This window comes from Furfurilactobacillus milii (assembly GCF_009864005.1).
Lineage (GTDB): Bacteria > Bacillota > Bacilli > Lactobacillales > Lactobacillaceae > Furfurilactobacillus > Furfurilactobacillus rossiae_B.
The window spans coordinates 420345-439414 of record NZ_WEZQ01000005.1 but is presented as its reverse complement, the minus strand read 5'-3'; the positions used below and the strand labels follow the sequence as shown (position 1 = coordinate 439414).

Annotated in this window: 23 protein-coding genes; 19 read left to right on the top strand and 4 right to left on the bottom strand. The window is 42.3% G+C overall.

Annotated features, from left to right (window positions below):
* Positions 1–2: 2 nt before the first annotated feature.
* The 3 genes from guaA (at position 3) to GB993_RS04905 (ending at position 3328) form a co-directional block, all read left to right on the top strand.
* Positions 3–1562, top strand: coding sequence for a glutamine-hydrolyzing GMP synthase (gene guaA / locus GB993_RS04915; RefSeq protein WP_186337670.1), 1560 nt, complete (start codon positions 3–5; stop codon positions 1560–1562).
* A gap of 231 nt (positions 1563–1793) precedes the next feature.
* Entirely contained in the window at positions 1794–2741 is a 948-nt protein-coding gene (locus GB993_RS04910; RefSeq protein WP_161003305.1) for an alpha/beta hydrolase fold domain-containing protein, read from the top strand.
* Positions 2741–3328, top strand: coding sequence for a TetR/AcrR family transcriptional regulator (locus tag GB993_RS04905; protein WP_161003304.1), 588 nt, complete (start codon positions 2741–2743; stop codon positions 3326–3328). Before GB993_RS04910 ends, GB993_RS04905 begins: the two co-directional genes overlap by 1 nt.
* 133 nt (positions 3329–3461) lie before the next feature.
* Here GB993_RS04905 and GB993_RS04900 read toward each other — a convergent pair whose 3' ends face one another.
* Complete coding sequence (locus GB993_RS04900; RefSeq protein ID WP_404825466.1) at positions 3462–3641, bottom strand: hypothetical protein; 180 nt, start codon at positions 3639–3641, stop codon at positions 3462–3464.
* 253 nt (positions 3642–3894) lie between these two features.
* On the opposite strand from GB993_RS04900, the gene GB993_RS04895 reads away from it, so the two are divergent.
* Entirely contained in the window at positions 3895–4371 is a 477-nt protein-coding gene (locus GB993_RS04895) for a nucleoside 2-deoxyribosyltransferase (RefSeq protein ID WP_161003303.1), read from the top strand.
* A gap of 226 nt (positions 4372–4597) precedes the next feature.
* On the opposite strand, the gene GB993_RS04890 is transcribed toward GB993_RS04895, so the two are convergent.
* The gene (locus GB993_RS04890) at positions 4598–5281 is read right to left on the bottom strand and encodes a YoaK family protein (protein ID WP_161003302.1); all 684 of its coding nucleotides are present in this window, start codon (positions 5279–5281) and stop codon (positions 4598–4600) included.
* 262 nt (positions 5282–5543) lie between these two features.
* Here GB993_RS04890 and GB993_RS04885 point away from each other — a divergent pair, with 262 nt between their 5' ends.
* Positions 5544–5765: a DUF5960 family protein gene (locus GB993_RS04885; protein ID WP_017261707.1), complete on the top strand. Its 222-nt coding sequence runs from the start codon at positions 5544–5546 to the stop codon at positions 5763–5765.
* Between the two features lie 101 nt (positions 5766–5866).
* Here the strand turns inward: GB993_RS04885 and GB993_RS04880 are convergent, their stop codons facing one another.
* Positions 5867–8443 carry a YfhO family protein gene (locus GB993_RS04880; RefSeq protein WP_161003301.1) on the bottom strand — a complete coding sequence of 859 codons (2577 nt, stop codon included), beginning with the start codon at positions 8441–8443 and terminating at the stop codon, positions 5867–5869.
* A 49-nt stretch (positions 8444–8492) separates the two neighbouring features.
* Positions 8493–9440: a glycosyltransferase gene (locus GB993_RS04875; RefSeq protein ID WP_161003300.1), complete on the bottom strand. Its 948-nt coding sequence runs from the start codon at positions 9438–9440 to the stop codon at positions 8493–8495.
* A gap of 413 nt (positions 9441–9853) precedes the next feature.
* Here GB993_RS04875 and GB993_RS04870 point away from each other — a divergent pair, with 413 nt between their 5' ends.
* From GB993_RS04870 to rpmF, 14 genes are all read left to right on the top strand, one after another.
* Positions 9854–10303 carry an OsmC family protein gene (locus GB993_RS04870; RefSeq protein WP_161001394.1) on the top strand — a complete coding sequence of 150 codons (450 nt, stop codon included), beginning with the start codon at positions 9854–9856 and terminating at the stop codon, positions 10301–10303.
* Positions 10304–10508: 205 nt separating this feature from the next.
* Positions 10509–10709 carry a hypothetical protein gene (locus tag GB993_RS04865; RefSeq protein ID WP_161003299.1) on the top strand — a complete coding sequence of 67 codons (201 nt, stop codon included), beginning with the start codon at positions 10509–10511 and terminating at the stop codon, positions 10707–10709.
* A gap of 269 nt (positions 10710–10978) precedes the next feature.
* The gene (locus tag GB993_RS04860; RefSeq protein WP_161003298.1) at positions 10979–11542 is read left to right on the top strand and encodes a phosphoribosyltransferase family protein; all 564 of its coding nucleotides are present in this window, start codon (positions 10979–10981) and stop codon (positions 11540–11542) included.
* Positions 11543–11752: 210 nt separating this feature from the next.
* The gene (locus GB993_RS04855; protein WP_161003297.1) at positions 11753–12535 is read left to right on the top strand and encodes an RluA family pseudouridine synthase; all 783 of its coding nucleotides are present in this window, start codon (positions 11753–11755) and stop codon (positions 12533–12535) included.
* A 76-nt stretch (positions 12536–12611) separates the two neighbouring features.
* A complete protein-coding gene (locus GB993_RS04850) occupies positions 12612–13139 on the top strand; it encodes a YqeG family HAD IIIA-type phosphatase (protein WP_161001390.1) in 528 nt (175 codons plus the stop codon).
* Positions 13136–14281, top strand: coding sequence for a ribosome biogenesis GTPase YqeH (gene yqeH, locus GB993_RS04845; RefSeq protein ID WP_161003296.1), 1146 nt, complete (start codon positions 13136–13138; stop codon positions 14279–14281). Before GB993_RS04850 ends, yqeH begins: the two co-directional genes overlap by 4 nt.
* A 17-nt stretch (positions 14282–14298) precedes the next feature.
* Complete coding sequence (locus GB993_RS04840; RefSeq protein ID WP_161003295.1) at positions 14299–14613, top strand: YhbY family RNA-binding protein; 315 nt, start codon at positions 14299–14301, stop codon at positions 14611–14613.
* A gap of 37 nt (positions 14614–14650) precedes the next feature.
* Positions 14651–15292: a nicotinate-nucleotide adenylyltransferase gene (locus GB993_RS04835; protein ID WP_161003294.1), complete on the top strand. Its 642-nt coding sequence runs from the start codon at positions 14651–14653 to the stop codon at positions 15290–15292.
* Positions 15285–15902 carry a bis(5'-nucleosyl)-tetraphosphatase (symmetrical) YqeK gene (yqeK, locus tag GB993_RS04830; protein ID WP_161003293.1) on the top strand — a complete coding sequence of 206 codons (618 nt, stop codon included), beginning with the start codon at positions 15285–15287 and terminating at the stop codon, positions 15900–15902. The genes GB993_RS04835 and yqeK overlap by 8 nt, the downstream gene beginning before the upstream one ends.
* 26 nt (positions 15903–15928) lie before the next feature.
* Positions 15929–16291: a ribosome silencing factor gene (gene rsfS, locus GB993_RS04825; RefSeq protein WP_161003292.1), complete on the top strand. Its 363-nt coding sequence runs from the start codon at positions 15929–15931 to the stop codon at positions 16289–16291.
* Positions 16288–17028, top strand: coding sequence for a class I SAM-dependent DNA methyltransferase (locus tag GB993_RS04820; RefSeq protein ID WP_161003291.1), 741 nt, complete (start codon positions 16288–16290; stop codon positions 17026–17028). Before rsfS ends, GB993_RS04820 begins: the two co-directional genes overlap by 4 nt.
* A gap of 4 nt (positions 17029–17032) precedes the next feature.
* Positions 17033–18181 carry a nucleotidyltransferase gene (locus tag GB993_RS04815; protein WP_161003290.1) on the top strand — a complete coding sequence of 383 codons (1149 nt, stop codon included), beginning with the start codon at positions 17033–17035 and terminating at the stop codon, positions 18179–18181.
* 84 nt (positions 18182–18265) lie between these two features.
* Positions 18266–18817, top strand: coding sequence for a YceD family protein (locus tag GB993_RS04810; protein ID WP_161001382.1), 552 nt, complete (start codon positions 18266–18268; stop codon positions 18815–18817).
* Between the two features lie 64 nt (positions 18818–18881).
* On the top strand, positions 18882–19067 hold the full coding sequence (rpmF, locus tag GB993_RS04805; protein WP_017261723.1) for a 50S ribosomal protein L32: 186 nt from the start codon (positions 18882–18884) through the stop codon (positions 19065–19067).
* Positions 19068–19070 lie beyond the last annotated feature (3 nt).

The window sequence follows — 19070 nt, the reverse complement described above, 5'->3', positions numbered from 1 at the left end:
ACATGCAAACAGTGGACCAAACTAAATTTGATCGGGTGATTGTATTAGATTTTGGTAGTCAATATAATCAACTGATTACACGACGAATTCGTGAATTCGGTGTGTATTCAGAATTAAAACCACATACAATTTCAGCCACTGAGCTTGCGGCCATGAATCCTAAGGCTGTAATCTTTTCCGGTGGACCGAATAGTGTTTATGGCGAGGATGCCTTAACGGTTGACCCCGCAATTTATGATATGGGTTTGCCAATTCTCGGTATTTGTTACGGAATGCAGCTAATGGCAAAAGACCTCGCCGGTGGTGTGGTTGCGCCAGCTGAAGATAATGGTGACTACGGTCAGTCAGAAATGCACATCACTAACACCAATTCACCTTTGTTTAAGGGAATGGCGGCAGATCAAGAAGTTTTGATGAGTCATGGTGATTACGTCAAAACTGTGCCAGATGGTTTTGAGCAAATCGGAACCGGTGCCAACTGCCCAACAGCCGCCATGCAGGATGTCAAACGAGGATTTTACGGATTGCAATTTCATCCCGAAGTTCGTTTGACAGAAAACGGTAATGATATTTTACGACATTTTGTTTTCGATGTAGCTGGTGCCAAAGCCAACTGGACCATGCGTGATTTCATTGATCTGCAAATTGCTAACATTCGCCAAACTGTTGGTGATAAAAAAGTATTGTTGGGTCTTTCAGGTGGTGTTGATTCCAGCGTTGTCGCTGTCCTTTTACATGAGGCTATCGGTGATCAATTAACCGCGGTTTTTGTCGACCATGGTCTGCTACGCAAGGATGAAGCGCAACAAGTGCTCGACAGTCTTAACGGTAAGTTTGGCGTCAATATTGTTGCTGTGAATGCCAGTGACAGATTCTTGGGAGCTTTAAAAGGCGTTTCCAATCCTGAACGCAAACGTAAAATCATCGGTAAAGAATTTATTGATGTGTTTAGTGAAGAGGCCCGTAAGTTAGATGGCGTAGAGTTTTTAGCACAGGGCACGCTGTACACAGATGTCATTGAATCTGGAACCGATACTGCTCAGACAATTAAGTCACACCATAATGTGGGCGGACTACCAGAGGACCTTAAATTTAAATTGATTGAACCATTGAATAAATTGTTCAAAGACGAAGTCCGTGAGTTAGGTGAACAGCTGGGTATGCCACATGACCTTGTATGGCGCCAACCATTTCCTGGTCCAGGACTTGCTATTCGGACGCTGGGAGAAGTAACGCCCGAAAAGTTGACACTGGTGCGGGAATCCGACGCGATTTTACGTGCAGAATTCGCTAAAGCCGGGTTGGATCAAACCGTTTGGCAATACTTTACTGCACTGCCAGGCATTCACAGTGTTGGTGTTATGGGGGACGGACGTACTTATGATGAAGCAATTGTTATTCGTGCCGTGACTAGTGTTGATGGCATGACTGCTGAGTTTGCAGAAGTTCCTTGGGCCGTGTTAGGTGAGGTATCGACCAAGATCGTCAATGAAGTACCGGGAGTTAACCGCGTACTGTATGACATCACCGGTAAGCCACCTGCCACGATTGAGTACGAATAGCCTAGAAAAAAATCAGTCATTATCTATGGGTATCTATCCCTTGATAATGACTGATTTTGTTATGGCCTGGGAATTTCAAAAACGGATATAATCGGACGGTTTGGAAATGTTTTGAAGGATTTTGTTACAGTTATTATGATTGCGTGAAAATTATATTTGACTTTAATTGATTGATCGATTAAGATATATTCAATTAATAATTAATCAATCAATTAATAAAGGAAAATTACTATGACAAAATTACAAACAGCGCAGGCAGTCACAGTTTCGCCATCGGCACAAAAAATGTTAGCCGGTTTGAAGTATTTCAATTTACCGGGGTTCATTAAAATTACGCCACGCCTCATTAACCGAATTCGTACACAGTTTCAGTCTGGTGAAGATCCTATTGAACAGAGTCTTATCAAGGATGGAAATTTAACAACAACGCCACTGGCACTGAATGACGTTACTGGTCTCAGGATAACCGGAGCCGGTGTTAACGAAGATGGCCCAGTTATTCTGAATATTCATGGCGGTGGTTTTATTCTGGGGACGGCCCGTGAACGAACAGCTTTGTTAGCTGCAACCGAAACACCGTTGCCAGTTTATTCGGTCGATTATGACTTAGCTCCTGAGGCACAAGCTCCGCAAATCGTTAGTCAAGTGCTCAGCTTTTATCGCGGTCTAATAGAGGCGGTTGGAAATCGTCCGATTGTGATGATGGGTAGTTCAGCAGGTTCAGGCATCGCGGCGGCAGTGGTCGAACAGGCTCATGCGCAAGGCCTACGTTTGCCAGCGGCAATGGTACTATTTTGTCCAGCGTTGGATATCTCTGGTAATGGAGATTCGTCGATTTTTAACGAAAAACGTGATGTTGGTTCAGCCAAAATGGCGCTTCGTTTGGCAAAAGCGTATATTGGAGCTAATGATCCGAAGAGTCCAATCGTTTCTCCAATGTACGGGGAGGTTGGTGACTGGTTCCCCGCGACTTTTATGAGCACTGGCACTCGTGATATAATGCTCAGCAATGTCGCTCGTTTTAGCGAAAAGTTGCGTCACGCTGATGTCGAGGTAACTGCAGTTATCCGGGAAGGAATGTGGCATGGATTTAATTGGGAACCTAAGTTGCCAGAAGCGGTTGAGACACGTCAAGCGGCTTGGCAGTTTATCAAACAACATGTAGGGGAGACGTTTTAATGCGCGGTAGAGATGAAACGAAGCGAGCACGAATTCTTCAGGCGACGAGTCAAATTATGATGAACGAGGGTATTGCTGCCGTATCGCTAAGCAAAATTGCGAAAGAAGCAGGAATTGCTTCAGGAACACTTTATACTTACTTTGAAGATAAAAACGACATGTTAAAAGCGCTCTATTTGGATCGCAAAGCGGATGTTGCCAGGGTCATTACTGCGTTTGATCCTAACGGAGATCCAACTGCTGAATTGGATAAGTTTATGTCGTTAGTATATGGCTATGCGCAACATCATCTTGAAAATATGCTGTTAATTCGTGAGTTTAATCAGTCACCGATTTTAAAACAATTAGGGATTACGGCTGAGGAGTCATATTTAGGTTACGAACCGATTCAACAATTAACCCAAAATGGTGTTGCAAACGGAATTTTTGTGCCAGTGACCTTTGAAGTTCTGATGTCTTATGCATATACCCCAGTCATTGAATATGTGGTTGCACTTAATAATGGTCTAATTAACGAGCAGGATGTTCCATTTGATCGGATCAAAATGTTATCTTGTCGAGCGATTCTGATTAACCCGCGGTCCTAACTTAAAATACTGAACAAGTTGCTTTTCTGATTTTTTATTCAGCATAAAGAACCCGCTAATTACTGTTAATCTAGTAATTAGCGGGTCTATTTTTGCTTATAAGGCCAATTCGAATTCTAAATTGACGTGTAATCTAATTGTCGTTGTTGCCACCAAACAAGCCGCCAAGCTTGTCCATGATGCCGGAAGCGCCACCGCCAAGCAAGTCTTTAGCTTGGTCATAGTAGTCGCCAAGGTCGTCCTTGTGATCTTCGATAAATGACTTTGCGTCGTCGATATTGCCGCCGCTCACAAGATCTTTAGCCTTGTCCATAATTTCATCTTTATCCATGAAAATCCCTCCACACAATTAGTCAGCTTTTAATGTCGTCAGGGTTGGACAGTTAACTATTTACGTTGTTAACAACTAAAGTATAGCATTGTCGAGACAGAGGTAAAGTCATGTTGCTGAAAAAATGAAGCCGTTTTCAATTCGGCAATAAAAATGATTCATATTTCATCGTCCATTTTCAAACAGAATCCGGTATAATAGCGTAATATTGCCGTTTAGGAAAGGAAGATTTTTCATGTATAAAAACCGTGTTTACCTTGCTAGTCCGTTTTTCACTGATGAACAACGGGATCGTATTGATACTGTGGTGACGTCATTACGTCAAAATAAAACAATTGATGCAGATGGCATTTTTATTCCTCAAGAGCATCAAGAGGAAAGTCTAGAATTTGGCTCATTTGAATGGCAAGATTCTGTCTTTGCGAGCGACATGCGTCAGGTCAAACGTGCCGATGTCGTTGTTGCGATTTTAGATTATAAATATGAAGAGAAAAATCTTGAACCCGATGCTGGTACAATTTTTGAAATAGGTGCTGCTTGGGCTTGGCACATTCCAGTAATCATGGTTCAATTTCACCCAGAAAACGAGCTTAACCTGATGCTTGTGCGTTCACTGACGGCAATGTATACCGGGGACAAGATTAAACAGGGACTTGCCACATATGATTTTAATAATCTGCCAACAAAATATACAGATATGAAAATCTTTTAAAGAAAGCGAGACACAACACGATTTGGCTTTCTCAGGTGTCATAAAAATGATGTTCATGGGTGATTTCTCCCGTGAACATCATTTTTTATGTTAGATGAGCAAAACGTAGTGTTATGTCTCGCATTTGTGGCAAATTTTTAATCCGTGCGAACCTTGGCAGTTGAAGAAAAATGGCTTGTTGCCGTTGCGCTAAGATTCAAGCTGAGGTGTTTTGTTCCAATCTCGTTCATGCAGTCCCACCGCGTTGATCCCAAATCATTAAAATGAGTACAACAATTAGAATCAAGACGCTGCCTAGCAATGCCTGCGGTCCGATAGCATTTGTTAGTTTAGTGGAAATGAAAGCGCCAATGCCAAAACTAGCGGCCACCCAAAAACTATCTCTTAATAAAATCCAGTTAGTGGTTAGTTTGCCGCGGCGGAAAAGCAAATTTAACGATGCTGCACCGACAGTTCGCAAGTTACCAGTGGTCATGGTTGTATTGTACGGATGATTATTCATGACCCGAAATGTATGAACCTGAAAGGCAGCAAATAAGGATAGACTACTAGTGATAAATGAACCTGGGATAAAGCCAATAAACAGATCGATTATTAAAATACCAACTAATTCGGCAATGATACTAAGCTCCTGCCAAATCACGGCTCCGGGACGGTGAAAAAATTGTTCCACCAAGTTAGCTAACCCAGCACCCAGTGTGAAGCAGAAGATTGGAATAATGTATGTGATTGCTTTAGCAAAATGACCGTTGGCTAAATTTAATCCCAGTAAGATAACATTCCCTGATTGAAGACTGGCGAACACTTCGTTGTGAAGAATATAGGTGTAAGCGTCCAGGTAGCCACCGACACCTGCCAATAAAGTGCCAATCAGGAGGGTTTCATAAATCGGCTGACGTACGTTTTTCATGTTTGCGCCTCTTTATCTTTTTTAAGTTTAATAGGCATATTGTAGCTAAAATTTGAATTTATTGCTGGTAAAAATACTTGTTTTAAAACAAGTGTCAGTTAATGAATGGGGTGAAGAGGATTACTTTGCAAACTAAACATATTATTTTGAAATTTTGTTTGGCAACAAAATTACAAACTGAGTGATTTAATCAAAATTTTAATGGACATTGACGTGTGAAATCTGTATCCTATTGCCAATGACTAAAAAGGAGCGATTGCACGTGATTACAAATGCAGAAACTTTTTTAACTGAGTTGAAGAACATTTTACGCGGAACCTACACGGATGATCAATATTTGATTGAAGCTGTGGTGAATAGATTGCAAATGTCTACTACGACACACTATGAAGTGTCGAAATGGCGCGCTAACGATCATCGTGATCATGAGTTCACGTTTAAACAAAATGAAGATCAAACATATACGTACCTTACAACACGTTAATCATGTTAAAAATCATCGCTAAGCAAACACATTTTGTCTGCTTAGCGATGATTTTTTTAATGAATGTCGTTTATTGTGAACTTGATTTATTCATGGTTTGCTTAGACTGATGCGCTTCTTTTACGAAAACGTAGCCACAAGAATAAGAGGTAGCTGCCAAAACTTAAGAGGCTGATGATGAGCCCTAAACGAAAACCAGGCGCCCGGTAGGCTAAACGTATGCGATGTAAGCCTGGGGTCAACTTTATAGCGCTGAGATTGCCAACAACTCTATCAATTGATACCTGTTTGCCATCAACATAAGCATGCCAACCATTGTCTTTTGGAATGCTCAGAAACAGTAATGGTTTCTTCTTGGTAGCTGTTATCGTGCCTTGCAAGTGATCTGGCCGCCAGTCCTGATCAAGTTTGAATGTCGATTTATGAAGGTCAATCAGGGACTGATTAAAGGATTGTTGGTCCAGTGTCTGCAACGACTGTGAAAGATGTGTTAGAGGCGTTTTACTAGTTAAATTAATATGGACACGTTCGCCTTTTTTGAAATGTCCTAATGATAATACCGCTTGTGTGCTGACATCTAACCGTGTTGTTTTCTTAGTTCCATTAACGTGGATATTGGCGTTTGCCACACTAACATTAGGGAAATAGGCATACAACGTACCGGTGGCGGTTGGTCTGATGATCAACTGGTAACGGTACTGTTTGTTTTTATATTCATAGCCCGTGCGCCGGACATTAACTGATTTAAAATAATGTACGTTACGTCCGGTGATTGCCTGCCAAACGTTATTTTGATTCTCTAAGGCTACGCCACCCTTAAGTTTGACGTTCAATAAGTTCTCGTTCACGGCAAATCCTAGCGGCAGTGCATGGTCGTGGACAATGAGATCATAGTCATGGGGTGTCATCTGCAACTGGTATTTCACTGCAAATAGCGCATTGGTCAGGTGAGTACTACCTTCAGAACTGATTCGACGCTCATTTTTACTATAAAAGCCAAGTCGATTTAACATAACCCGCGTTGATTCATTTAACGTTGAACTATATAAATCTATACCATGACTATTGAAGAGCAGCGGGTCATTGTAATTGTTATACGTCTCTCCAAATGCAGCATTAATTAATGAGTTGCTATTGTCGACTCGATAAAAGGCATGACTAGCACGTCTGATTTTGTTGAAATAGTTTTTTTCAATCGTGAAATTCTTTTGATAAATGGGTTGATTTCCAAATTGAGCAGGTTTAAGACCGAAATAGAAGTTTACAGACAACTCAAATACAGTGACAAGAACAAGACCAGAAAGGGCTAAACGGTGCCAATGCTGGTTGTTATATAAGAAGAGTAAGCCGGCAATACAGATAATAAATCCTGTTGCAATCAACCAGTACCTAGGACTGACATAAAAGTTCGCCAAATCATCCCATCGTCGCACGATCGGTTGCACAATCATGGCTGTCAAATAACCGATGGCTAGCAGCACTATCGCAATCAACGCCGCACGCAGCACTAACCTGGTTTGTTTGAAAGCGCCTGTTTGCCAAGCTTCGTATGCACTAATCACAACGATAAATGTGAAAAAGTAGGCGTCACGAAAGGGAAATCCGTTCGGCTGTTGCATCATATGCCAGATAGTGTTGAACAGTGTCAAAAACATACTGAGCCCAAGAAAGGCAAGTAAGGCACCGGTTGTTCGTTTGTGATGATTGGTAATGGTCTTATTTAGGAAAAATAAAAGCACGAGTAACAGTGCAAAACTGCCGACAAAGATGCTGGGATCATGTTCTAGGCGTTGTGGATAATCGGCTGCGTTTAGGCCAAGCTGTGCGAAAGCATCTAAGCCGAACTGAGGTGTAGGCAGGAAGGCCTGCCACGATAGACTTTGTTTGCTCGTTTTAAGCATGCCCAACAGTGTAGGTATCAGGACGAATAGGGTACTTAAACCACTCAAGACAGAGGTAATCAAAAATCGCTTGATTGCTTGAGTGTTGTGATGCCACCATTGTTTCCACGATTGTTTTTCTGTTTGCTGATCAAATGTAAAGTAAATAAAATAGGTCAACGCGAACAGGCAAGTCATGTAGCCTAAATAATAGTTAGTGACGATCGTAGCCCACAATGCAAAGAAGTAAAGGACAGTGCCTTTGTTGTTAACTAATCGGCGAAGACCCAGAATAACCAGCGGCAGTAAAATAAGGGCGTCCAACCACATAATGTCATAAAAGTAAGTAGCGACAAAACCGCTAAGACTAAAGATTGTTGAAAAAATGAGGTTTTGCCAGTTGGTATTATGGTACACGCGGCGCAAATAATAACTCATACTAAAGCCGATAGTGCCAACTTTTAATAAGATGATGAAAGTTATTGCCAGCGGCACTTGATTGGCCGGAAAGAAGAACAACAGTAGATTAAACGGACTCAACATGTAGTAGGCAACTAACGGAAAAGCATTATCGCCCAGAGATAGACTAAACGAATAAAACGAGAATTGACCGGTCGTAATTGCATGTCGAAATTGTGTTAACCAAGCAACATACTGTGTCCCCATGTCACTTATTAGGAGGTTATGACCACCGAATGGCGTAATGCCTAGTGCCCAAAAGACTAAACCAACAAGTATCATTGGAACGACAAAAGCCGTCATATCGTATTGAAAACGTTGACGGCCGTACTGGTTCATAGTTTGAGGGATTTCAGGTTTTGACGATTGTGGATATTGATTTAAAATCTTACTTTTCCTCCTTAACGATGTAGATCGGACGGTGCTTGCTCTCTAAATAGAGTCGACCAACATACTTACCTAAAATTCCTAAGCAGAATAATTGAAGCCCGCCAATTAAAAGAATGATACATACAAGTGATGGCCAACCAGCGGTGTGATCACCATAAATAAGTGCACGAATTACAATGAAGATTAGCGCGAAAAAGGCGGCCACGAAAGATAAGAAACCTGTATACGAAGCAATGGATAAGGGCGCATCAGAGAAATCAATGATACCTTCTAGAGAATAACTAAATAATTGAAAGAATGACCAATGCGTGTCACCAGCCACCCGGTCCTGATTTTCAAATTCAATGTACTTTGTTTTGAAACCAACCCAGCTGAAAATTCCCTTTGAAAAACGATTAACTTCAGTCATTGATAAAATGGCATCAACAACTTGACGCGTCATTAAGCGGTAATCGCGAGCACCTTCAACAATATGTGTTTGAGAAAGTCGGTTGATGACCCGATAGAATGCTCGGCTAAAGAAAGAACGAATTGGCGGTTCACCCTTGCGTGTGACCCGACGAGAGCCAACGATATCATAATGCTCGTTTTCAATGCCTGATAGCATTTGGATAAGCAATTCGGGAGGATCTTGCAAATCGACATCCATTACAGCAACAAAATCACCAGTGGCGTGCTGAAGACCAGCGTACAGAGCAGCCTCTTTTCCGAAGTTACGGGAAAACGAGACATAATGAACATGGTCGACGTCTTGTTGCTGTAATTTTCTCAATTCATTTAGTGTGTTGTCCGTTGATCCATCGTTAATAAACCAATACTCAGGTTCAAAGCCTGGGAACTGTTTGCACAGTTGGACAAAGACTTTTTGAACGGATGGATAAAAGAGTGGAACGGTTGGTTCTTCATTATAACAAGGGACAATAATTGAAATGATTTTTTTTGACACTGAACTTACTTCCTTGTAGTTAGTTTCAACACCCACGTTGATATGTGTTTGCGACTAATACTAATTATAAACGAGTGCGTCCAATAAACGGGATAAAATTGCTTAAAAAGCGTCTAAATTAACGCTTAATGAGACCATCGTGATAACATTTAATGAATATGTTGATGGATGGCTTTGTGTTATAGACAAGTATTAAAAATGTATATAGCAAATCGTTTAAATAGGCTCATAGAATGACATGGATGATTACTTAAATATAAGAATCTCGTTTGTAAGGCAACGTTACCAACGTCACTTGAATAAAAAAGTCTGCTGACACTTTTTGAATGATGATTAATTGCGATTCCTTATGAATATCGGTAGATTTGCTGTGTAGTCAAGCAAAGATGTTTAATAATAGGAGGCGCATTACAATGGCAGTTGAAGGTTCACTCTATCACACACATGTGGTCAATGAGAATGGTCTGGTTGGACAAAGCTTTGTTGAAGGTAATGAGGGTTTGTCACTAGGTGTTAGTAGCTCTTTAGTCTCCGCCTCGGGCACTAACCCAGAACAATTTATTGGATTTGCACTGAGCACTTGTTTTAACGCAACGTTACGCATTGTTGAGCAGCAGCGCCACATGCCACAGGATACTCAGGTTCGAACAAGGGTTGATATCGTTAAAGATACAATGGGATATAAGTTTATCGTTGACGCTCAGATTATGTTTCCAAATGAAAATCAAGAAGATGCCCAGGCAGTTTTGGATGATGCTTTAAATCAGTGTCCAGTCGCGAAATTGTTAAAAGCAAATGATAATGTTAATTTTAGGATTGTGAATGCTTTTAGTGATGAGGATACTGAAAGCTACGGTGAATAATCCGCAATTTTGGACTAGCGCCACTCAAAAGTTGAATTTATTCATTGAAAACGCTCACTCGTCTGCTAGCTACAGGCAGTGAGCGTTTTGCTTTACTTTGTTCTGAAAATGTTTAGACTGAATATTCCAGTAAAGAAACAGGAGTTCTCACTGTTGGCGAACTGGCGTCGACAATTGTTTTGAGAGCGCAGAAAAGAGGTCACCTATGAAAACTTATAAAATGCAAACACGTGGAGAATGGAATGTTGAAGTTCGCCACGGGAGACAATGGGTTTCAATTCTTGACCACGTTTCATATGACACCGCTAAGTTAGCGTTGGATCGTATTAATGCCACACGGCAGGCTAACTACCGTCTGCATTACCTAGGACATGAAAACATGACCAACTCAACGAAAACAGCTTAAAATTGGGCTACGATGCGAGGGATAATGGTACATCCTTGGCAGTACGTAGCAGTCACCTGTTTCGATTTTAAAAACGTTGGTGAATTAATCGTTTTTAGAGGCAGGCGACTATTGAAGTCTGACAGGAAGAAATTTCCTGTCAGACTTTTTTGTTTTAGTTATTACTGCTTTGACTTGTGTCCGTAGAAAATTCGGGTTACGATATCGTCACCGCAATTGAATATTGAACAGTCTTTGTAACGAGTGAGACACTCAGAAAGGATCTAATTGTGAACAACGAATCCCTGAAAACGCTACTCGATGACCATATTGGCCAAATTTTTGCGACACCTGATCAAATCGAGGTGATGGCGTCTGATGTTGCTAAACAGATCAGTGAAAAAAATAAGGCAACAAATCCACTACTTATCGGTGTGATGAAAGGTGCTGCTCAGTGGACAATTGCTGTCAGTCAGCGGTTGTCAACTCCCTCTGATCTCGATTTTGTCTCTGTCACCAGCTATACTGGCGAACAGCAGAGCGAGCCGTTAATGCTTCAGGAGCCGACTATTTCGATCACGGGTCGTCATATCATTTTATTGGACGAAATTATTGATACGGGCAATACTTTGTTTTTTCTAAAACGTTGGTTATTGGCTCAAGGTGCTAAAAGTGTTGAGATAGCAGTTATGGCTGACAAACCAATGACGCGCGTGACGCCAGTTCACATTGATTATCTTGGCCTGACGGTTCCTAACGTGTGGTTGGTTGGTTTTGGCATGGATTTAAACGGAGCATACCGTAATCTGCCGGCAATAGCCGAGTATGTTAAAAATCCAGTTTCGAAGCGGTAGTTAGATGGCTTTATTGTGCTTTTGATCAAATATTATTATTAATCTTGTGTTATATAATAGTAGAAATACACCAGAAAGTGGGTTAGCAAAACATTGAAATTTAGTTGGCGTTCAACCGCAACTTATGTCAGCGTCAAACAATTTTTGTTTGCACAAGGCATCAGTCATAATTTATGGACTCGTCAGCGGCATCTTGGAGGCAGGATAGCGTTGAATCAACAAATCACTCAGCCAGATCAGGCAGTTGCAATTGGTGATGTTGTCACGTTGTCGTTGCCCAACGAGCCTAGTGATGGGAACGTTGCTGTTGATAAGGAACCAATCGATGTTTTGATGGCTGATGAAAATTGGCTGGTAGTTAATAAAAATGCAGGTGTTAACGCTGTTCCTGGACCAAGCGATCAGCAAACAACGATGGTCAATCGCATCAAAGGCTGGCTCGTGGCCAATAATGCTGATAATTTAGTGCCACATTTAATCACTCGTCTAGATCGTGATACAAGCGGCATCATGTTGGTGGCACGTAATGGTATTGTTCAGGGAATGATTGCCCCTCAAGTAGATCAGCACACAATGCGAAAAACATACCTCGCACTGGTGGAAGGAAGATTTGAGAACGATCACGGTGTTATTGACAGTCCAATTGGACGAGTGGATGGACAGGTTGCTAGAGCGATAACTTCAAACGGACAATCTGCAATTACTGAATATAAAGTGTTAGAACAGTTTGAAAATATCGCATTAGTTGAATTAAATTTAAAAACAGGACGGACTCATCAGATTAGAGTGCACATGCAGAGCATCGGTCATCCGCTACTCGGTGATCGTTTATATGGTGGATCTCTTAGGTTAATGCAACGACAGGCATTGCATGCATGGCAATTATCATTTACAGATCCTGTCACGCAACAGCGACAGACCTGCACTGCGCCATTACCTGAGGATATGCAGGCGGTGGTAAATCGTTTACGTGATTCGAAACCGGTGGAATAAGCATTTTTAAGTGCTTTCTGGTATAATGATTTAGATAATTTTGTGCTAAAAAATAGTCAGCAGCAAGGAGCTTTAAATGATTGCCAACTTCAAACCAACTTGGATGATTTCAGCAATATATAATGTTTCGCCTGAACAATTAAAGGCAGCGGGCATTCGTGTTATTTTGACAGACTTAGATAATACGTTGATTGCTTGGAATAATCCGGATGGAACGCCGCAGTTACGACGGTGGATCCAAACGATGCATGCAAATGATATTCGCATTGTAGTCGTTTCAAATAACAATGCTGCCCGTGTGTCGCGAGCAGTCACGCCATTAGGACTTGAATTCGTTTCACGTTCACTAAAACCTTTAACGCGCGGTATTCGTCAAGCACAACGGCGGCTCTCATTGAGCAATAGTGAAGTTGTGATGGTTGGTGATCAGTTGATGACAGACATGTGGGCGGCAAATAACGCGCATGTGCGTAGTATTTTAGTGAAGCCGTTGATCGAAACGGACAAGTGGGATACACGGATTAACCGTTTTTTTGAGCGTTTTGTGATGCAACGATTACGCCGTGTTTATCCGACGATGACATGGCAGGAGGACTTACGATGAGTGAAGCAGTAACGACTGAAACGTCAGAGCCACTGTATTGCATTGGCTGTGGGGCTAAGATTCAAACGACAGATTCCACGGCCGTTGGCTATACACCACAATCGGCCTTAAAAAAAGGTCTTGAAAACGGTGAATTATATTGCCAGCGTTGTTTTCGTTTGCGTCATTACAACGAAATCGTACCAGTGTCATTAACGGATGACGATTTTAGACGGTTATTAGCTCAGATTCGGGATGCTAATGCCCTAATCGTCTATGTCGTTGATATTTTTGACTTTAACGGCAGTATGATCCCTGGATTACATCGTTTTGTTGGTGATAATCCGATCCTACTAGTTGGTAATAAAGAAGATGTTTTACCACGTTCGCTCAAACGAAGTAAACTGACTGATTGGGTACGTCAACAAGCTAATGCCAATGGATTGCGACCACTGGCAACCACATTGTTGAGCGCAAAGAATGGCCGCGATGTGGATGATCTGTTGACATTGATTGATAAATATCGCGGTGATCGTGACGTTTATGTTGTGGGTGTTACCAACGTTGGTAAGTCAACATTGATTAATCAGATTTTAAAACAAAACTCTGGTGTTGCTGATCTGATCACAACCTCACGTTTCCCTGGGACGACGTTAGACAAGATTGAAATTCCACTTGGAGAAGATCATGTTTTAGTTGACACACCAGGAATTATTCATCCTGAACAGATGGCTCATTTTCTAAGTGCAGGGGCTTTAAAGTATGTTGCGCCACAAAAGGAAATCAAGCCACGTGTTTATCAGCTACAAGGTGAACAAACGTTGTTCATGGGTGCAGTAGCGAGGTTCGATTTATTGTCTGCAACAACAGACAGTCGAACAACCGGTGTTAGTGCCTATTTTGAGAACAATCTAATGATCCATCGAACAAAATTGGCACACGCGGATGAATTTTATCGTGATCACGCTGGTGAGATACTCACACCACCTTCCCAGGAAGAGTTGGCAGATCTACCTGAATTGACAAGACACGAATTTCGCACAACGGAGAAAAGTGATCTCGTTATTGAAGGATTGGGCTGGGTAACAGTTCCTACCAATGTAACGATTGCTGGCTGGGCGCCAAAAGGCGTCAACGTCTTGCTAAGACGCGCAATGATTTAAAACGGGAGAGACATTATATGGATTTAAAGGGTAAACAAAAACATTTTTTACGTTCTGAAGCACATTCACTACGTCCACTGTTTTCAGTGGGAAAGAACGGCTTGACAGCAACGTGGTTAGACCAATTAACTGGTGCCTTGGAGAAACGTGAACTGATAAAGGTAAATTTGTTACAAAGTGCAGATGCAACCGTCGCAGAGGCAAAGACCTTTATTGAAAAAAATCCGCGGATTACTGTGGTCCAAACAATCGGTCATACGCTGGTATTGTTTATGCCTGCAACGGATCCAGATAATCAACGGTTATCTAAAAAGGTTGCAACATTGGTTTAGTGTTAGGGTAAACACGTGAAATAAGTAGGGATAGACAATGATTACATCGACGTTAACGACTAAACAAACGGGCACTCAAGTGATGACAGAAATGGTCACAGAAATGCCTAAACAACGGGTAGGCATGTTGGGTGGGACTTTTAATCCGCCACACTTAGGTCATCTTATTATTGCGGATCAGGTGGGTAAGCAATTGGGATTAAATAAGGTTCTTTTTATGCCCAACGCTCAGCCTCCGCATATTGACCCTAAACTCGCAATTGATCCTTTGCTACGCGCAAGAATGGTTCGTCGGGCTATTTTCGGAAACCCGTTGTTTGACTTAGAGATGAGTGAAATTCAACGTGGTGGCAAAAGCTACACGTATGACACGATGGTGGATTTGAAGACGCGTCATCCAAAAACTGAGTATTACTTTATTATTGGTGGGGATGAAGTGGCCTATCTGCCGAAATGGCATCGTATCGACGAGTTGGCAAAAATAGTGACGTTTGTTGGCGTTGGTCGAGCTGGCTATAAGAAACAAACGCCATATCCAGTTATTTGGGTCGATGTGCCGACAATTGACATCAGCAGTTCAATGATTCGTGATCGTGTCAAACGCGGGCAATCGATTCACTACTTAGTTCCAGAGGCAGTTGAAGCATACATTAAGGAGCATCAGTTGTATCATGAGTAAGACAATGCGTTATCAGCAGCATCTTTATAAAGGCACACGTGATGAATTGGTTGAAGCAGTTCATCAACAGTTGCGTGACAAACGGTTCAATCATTGTTTGCGCGTAGAACAGACTGCAATTCAGTTAGCTGAAGAGAATGGTGTTGATTTGGAAAAGGCTAGTATTGCTGGTTTGATCCATGATTATGCTAAGGAGCGTAGCGATGAAGCGTTCATCGGCATGATTAAAAAACATCAAATGGATCCAGATCTCCTGAATTGGGGCAACGCCATTTGGCATGGTATTGTGGGCGCAGAATTTATTCGTGATGAGCTCGGCATTGATGATGAAGACATTTTAAACGCTGTCCGTTATCACACCACGGGCGCTGTGGAAATGTCACCGTTGGCTCAAGTTGTTTATATGGCGGATTACATTGAACCCGAGCGTAATTTTGATGGTGTTGATGAGGCTAGACAGATAACCCACAAAGATCTGCGTGCTGGGGTTGCTTTTCAGACGAAGCACACAATGCTGTATTTAGCTGAAAAGAATGCGCCGATTTATCCGGCAACCTTATTAACGTTTAATCGTTGGGTCGCTCAGAAGCAAATGAAATATAACTATTAATCAATTAAGTGAAATGAGGAACTATTTTGGATAGTAAACAAATGTTGGAAGTGGCTGTTAAGGCCGGAGATGCTAAACGTGCTGAGGATATTGTGGCGTTAGATGTTGAGCAGGTTAGCTTAGTGGCCGATTATTTTGCCATTATGAATGGTGGTTCTAAGCGTCAAGTTCAGGCGATTACTCAGGCTATTTTGGATGCTGAAGGTGAGGCCGGTGTAACGGTTCGCCGGGTTGAAGGTAAGGCAGAAGGCACTTGGGTTCTGCTAGATTTTGGTGACATTGTTGTTCACATTTTCCAAGAAGAACAGCGTCATTACTATGATTTAGAAAAATTATGGTCAGATGCGCCGATGGTTAACCTAACAGATTGGTTGGGCGAAACAGCATGATTTACGGACAGTTTGCCGATTTTTATGATGAACTGTTTGACCCAGCTATGTATGACTCATGGCTGGGTTTTGTGCGCTCTCGAGGAGTCGCGAAGACTGACAGCGTGCTGGACTTAGCATGCGGTACTGGTCGGTTAGCGATTAAGATGATTCAGTCTGGATACCAAGTGACCGGTCTGGATCTAGCGCCAGAGATGTTGAGCATTGCTGCAAGCAAGGCGCAGACAGTTGGTGTTGAATTGCCGTTGATTCAGGGGGATATGACTGCATTAGGCGATCTTGAAATGTATAATACAATTACTTGTTTTGACGATTCTCTTTGCTATTTGCCCAATGAAGAGGAGATGGCGGAGGCGTTTCGCGAGGCCGCTGCACATTTGACTGCCAATGGTCATTATCTGTTTGACGTCATTACACCGCATCAAACAGATGACGTCTATCCCGGATATATGTACAATTTTCACGATGATCATCGTGCGTTCATGTGGACCAGTTATGAAGGCGATGCTGAACACCAGGTTGAGCACGATTTGAATTTTTTTATTTGGAATGACTCAATTAAGGGTTATGACCACCACGCTGAACTGCATGTGGAAAGAACGTATCCACTGGCAACATATCAACGATTATTGACACAGGCAGGCTTTAATCAGATTCAGGTGTTTGCCGACTTTGGGAAAGCAGAGCCAAAGGCAGATACAACACGTTGGTTCTTTGACTGTCGACGGGAAGGATGACATTATGCAGGCAGTAGGTGTTGTGGCGGAGTATAATCCATTTCATAACGGTCATCGATATCATTTGCAGCAAGCACGAGCGGTTACAGGTGCTGACGTCGTTATCGCTGTCATGAGCGGCAATTTTGTTCAACGCGGTGAAGCAGCCATATTCAATAAGTGGCAGCGAGCGTCAGAGGCACTTCATAATGGGGCTGATCTCGTAGTAGAGTTGCCATTTCACTGGGCTGTTCAGCCGGCCCACTTGTTCGCACAAGGGGCCTTGTCATTGTTATCTGCCATGCAAGTACCGACGCTAGTTTTTGGCGCCGAACATGAGCAAACGGACTTTGCAGCGTTGGCTCATGCGACAGTCAATGATTCGCAGGTGTTTAAGACGTTTAATGAAACCTATGCCACTTTATTTAACGCGCAATTAGAGTCACAAACCGGATTTCGTTTGGATCAACCCAACGATATTCTTGGCTATGGTTACGCCGTTGCGAACGCAAAGTTGTCGTCACCATTGAAGTTGATGCCGGTGGCAAGGGTTGGCAGTGAGTACCATGATGACCAAATGAATCCACGGGGCTATTCGAGTGCAACTGCCATCAGACAGACCGTTCTCGGTCATCAGCGTGGTGTTAATGTGGCAGCGAATGTGCCGGCTGAGACGTTTGCTGATATTCGCCATTTGACGCCATTGAAGGGGTGGTCACCCAAGATGTGGGCGTTGTTACGGCATACTTTATTGATGATGCCAACGGCGTCTTTGCACCAAATTTATCAGATGTCTGAAGGCTTAGATTATCGTTTGAAGGAAGCTGCAGAAACGCAGTCGCACTGGGATGATTTCTTAGTCGCTATTAAGACAAAACGATATACGTATTCACGATTACAACGTGTCTGTTTGTATGCTTTAGTTCACGCGCTTGATAACGAAATGACACCCGGTCAAACAGACTACTTGCGGTTACTTGGTTTTACATCAGCTGGTCAACAGTATTTAAACGCACATAAAAAAACGTTTGGACTACCCGTCGTAACTAGGTTTGACCAGAACTTAAAAAAAACGACGTTAAATTTAGACTATCGTGCCGGTATGCTATACGAAATGTTAACGGGGCAGTCGCAGGACTTTCGTCATGACCCCATCCGAATAGGCACCAAATAGAATCATTTGGCTGTCAAGGATTTTACGTTGACATTGTATTAATGCGCCGGTATAATGAAATTCGTTGCATTAGGAGGTTTATCGATGAAATGGTCGCTCAAAGAGCTTGAAAAGTATCGTAATGAGCCACTGCGGATCGACGAAACTTTAGATGTGAAAGTGAAGATGCTTGATCGGTTCGCCGATCGGGTTATCGACATCGATCCCGTTAAAGTGGTTGGAACCGTTATGGTTGATCGTGACGATGTGCTACTAGATGTTAAGGTTAGCGGTAAAGCTATAGTGCCTTCGAGTCGTTCGTTGGCACCGGTGGATTTTCCGTTTGACTTTGACATGAACGAGATTTACATCACGGAAGAGAGTCACTTTGATCGCTATGAGGAAAACGAAACGGTTTTACTCTTGGAGACTCAAACTGTTGACTTAGATGAGGGTGTGATTGACAATATCATTGCCCAAATTCCTATGCAAATTCTAACTGAGTCAGAACGTAATGGTCAGGACATGCCAACTGGAAATGGTTGGGAAGTTATTTCTGAGGACGATTACACAGCTGAACAGGAAGAAAATCAACCCATTGATCCACGTCTCGCTAAGTTAAAGGGATTGTTCCCTGATCAGGACCAAGACCGGTAGGATGGCTTAGCAGATTTTAAAAACACATGTGTGGATAAAATCATTCAAGGAGGTGCTCGTTCACATGGCTGTACCAGCACGGAAAACATCTAAAGAAAAGAAGTTGAAGCGTCGAGGTCACATCAAATTAGCAACGCCTAATTTGGCTCCATGCCCAAACTGTGGTGAATTACGGATGTCACATCGTGTCTGCCCTAGTTGCGGATACTACGATGGCAAGCAAGTCGTTAAGACTGCTAACAACGCTTAATTC

What these genes read in the sequence shown, in the direction of transcription:
- guaA (WP_186337670.1), top strand. Translation starts at nt 3, where the DNA reads ATGCAAACAGTGGACCAAACTAAATTTGATCGGGTGATTGTATTAGAT.
- GB993_RS04910 (WP_161003305.1), top strand. Translation starts at nt 1,794, where the DNA reads ATGACAAAATTACAAACAGCGCAGGCAGTCACAGTTTCGCCATCGGCA.
- GB993_RS04905 (WP_161003304.1), top strand. Translation starts at nt 2,741, where the DNA reads ATGCGCGGTAGAGATGAAACGAAGCGAGCACGAATTCTTCAGGCGACG.
- GB993_RS04900 (WP_404825466.1), bottom strand. Translation starts at nt 3,641, where the DNA reads ATGGACAAGGCTAAAGATCTTGTGAGCGGCGGCAATATCGACGACGCA.
- GB993_RS04895 (WP_161003303.1), top strand. Translation starts at nt 3,895, where the DNA reads ATGTATAAAAACCGTGTTTACCTTGCTAGTCCGTTTTTCACTGATGAA.
- GB993_RS04890 (WP_161003302.1), bottom strand. Translation starts at nt 5,281, where the DNA reads ATGAAAAACGTACGTCAGCCGATTTATGAAACCCTCCTGATTGGCACT.
- GB993_RS04880 (WP_161003301.1), bottom strand. Translation starts at nt 8,443, where the DNA reads ATGAACCAGTACGGCCGTCAACGTTTTCAATACGATATGACGGCTTTT.
- GB993_RS04870 (WP_161001394.1), top strand. Translation starts at nt 9,854, where the DNA reads ATGGCAGTTGAAGGTTCACTCTATCACACACATGTGGTCAATGAGAAT.
- GB993_RS04865 (WP_161003299.1), top strand. Translation starts at nt 10,509, where the DNA reads ATGAAAACTTATAAAATGCAAACACGTGGAGAATGGAATGTTGAAGTT.
- GB993_RS04850 (WP_161001390.1), top strand. Translation starts at nt 12,612, where the DNA reads ATGATTGCCAACTTCAAACCAACTTGGATGATTTCAGCAATATATAAT.
- yqeH (WP_161003296.1), top strand. Translation starts at nt 13,136, where the DNA reads ATGAGTGAAGCAGTAACGACTGAAACGTCAGAGCCACTGTATTGCATT.
- GB993_RS04840 (WP_161003295.1), top strand. Translation starts at nt 14,299, where the DNA reads ATGGATTTAAAGGGTAAACAAAAACATTTTTTACGTTCTGAAGCACAT.
- GB993_RS04835 (WP_161003294.1), top strand. Translation starts at nt 14,651, where the DNA reads ATGATTACATCGACGTTAACGACTAAACAAACGGGCACTCAAGTGATG.
- yqeK (WP_161003293.1), top strand. Translation starts at nt 15,285, where the DNA reads ATGAGTAAGACAATGCGTTATCAGCAGCATCTTTATAAAGGCACACGT.
- GB993_RS04820 (WP_161003291.1), top strand. Translation starts at nt 16,288, where the DNA reads ATGATTTACGGACAGTTTGCCGATTTTTATGATGAACTGTTTGACCCA.
- GB993_RS04815 (WP_161003290.1), top strand. Translation starts at nt 17,033, where the DNA reads ATGCAGGCAGTAGGTGTTGTGGCGGAGTATAATCCATTTCATAACGGT.
- GB993_RS04810 (WP_161001382.1), top strand. Translation starts at nt 18,266, where the DNA reads ATGAAATGGTCGCTCAAAGAGCTTGAAAAGTATCGTAATGAGCCACTG.
- rpmF (WP_017261723.1), top strand. Translation starts at nt 18,882, where the DNA reads ATGGCTGTACCAGCACGGAAAACATCTAAAGAAAAGAAGTTGAAGCGT.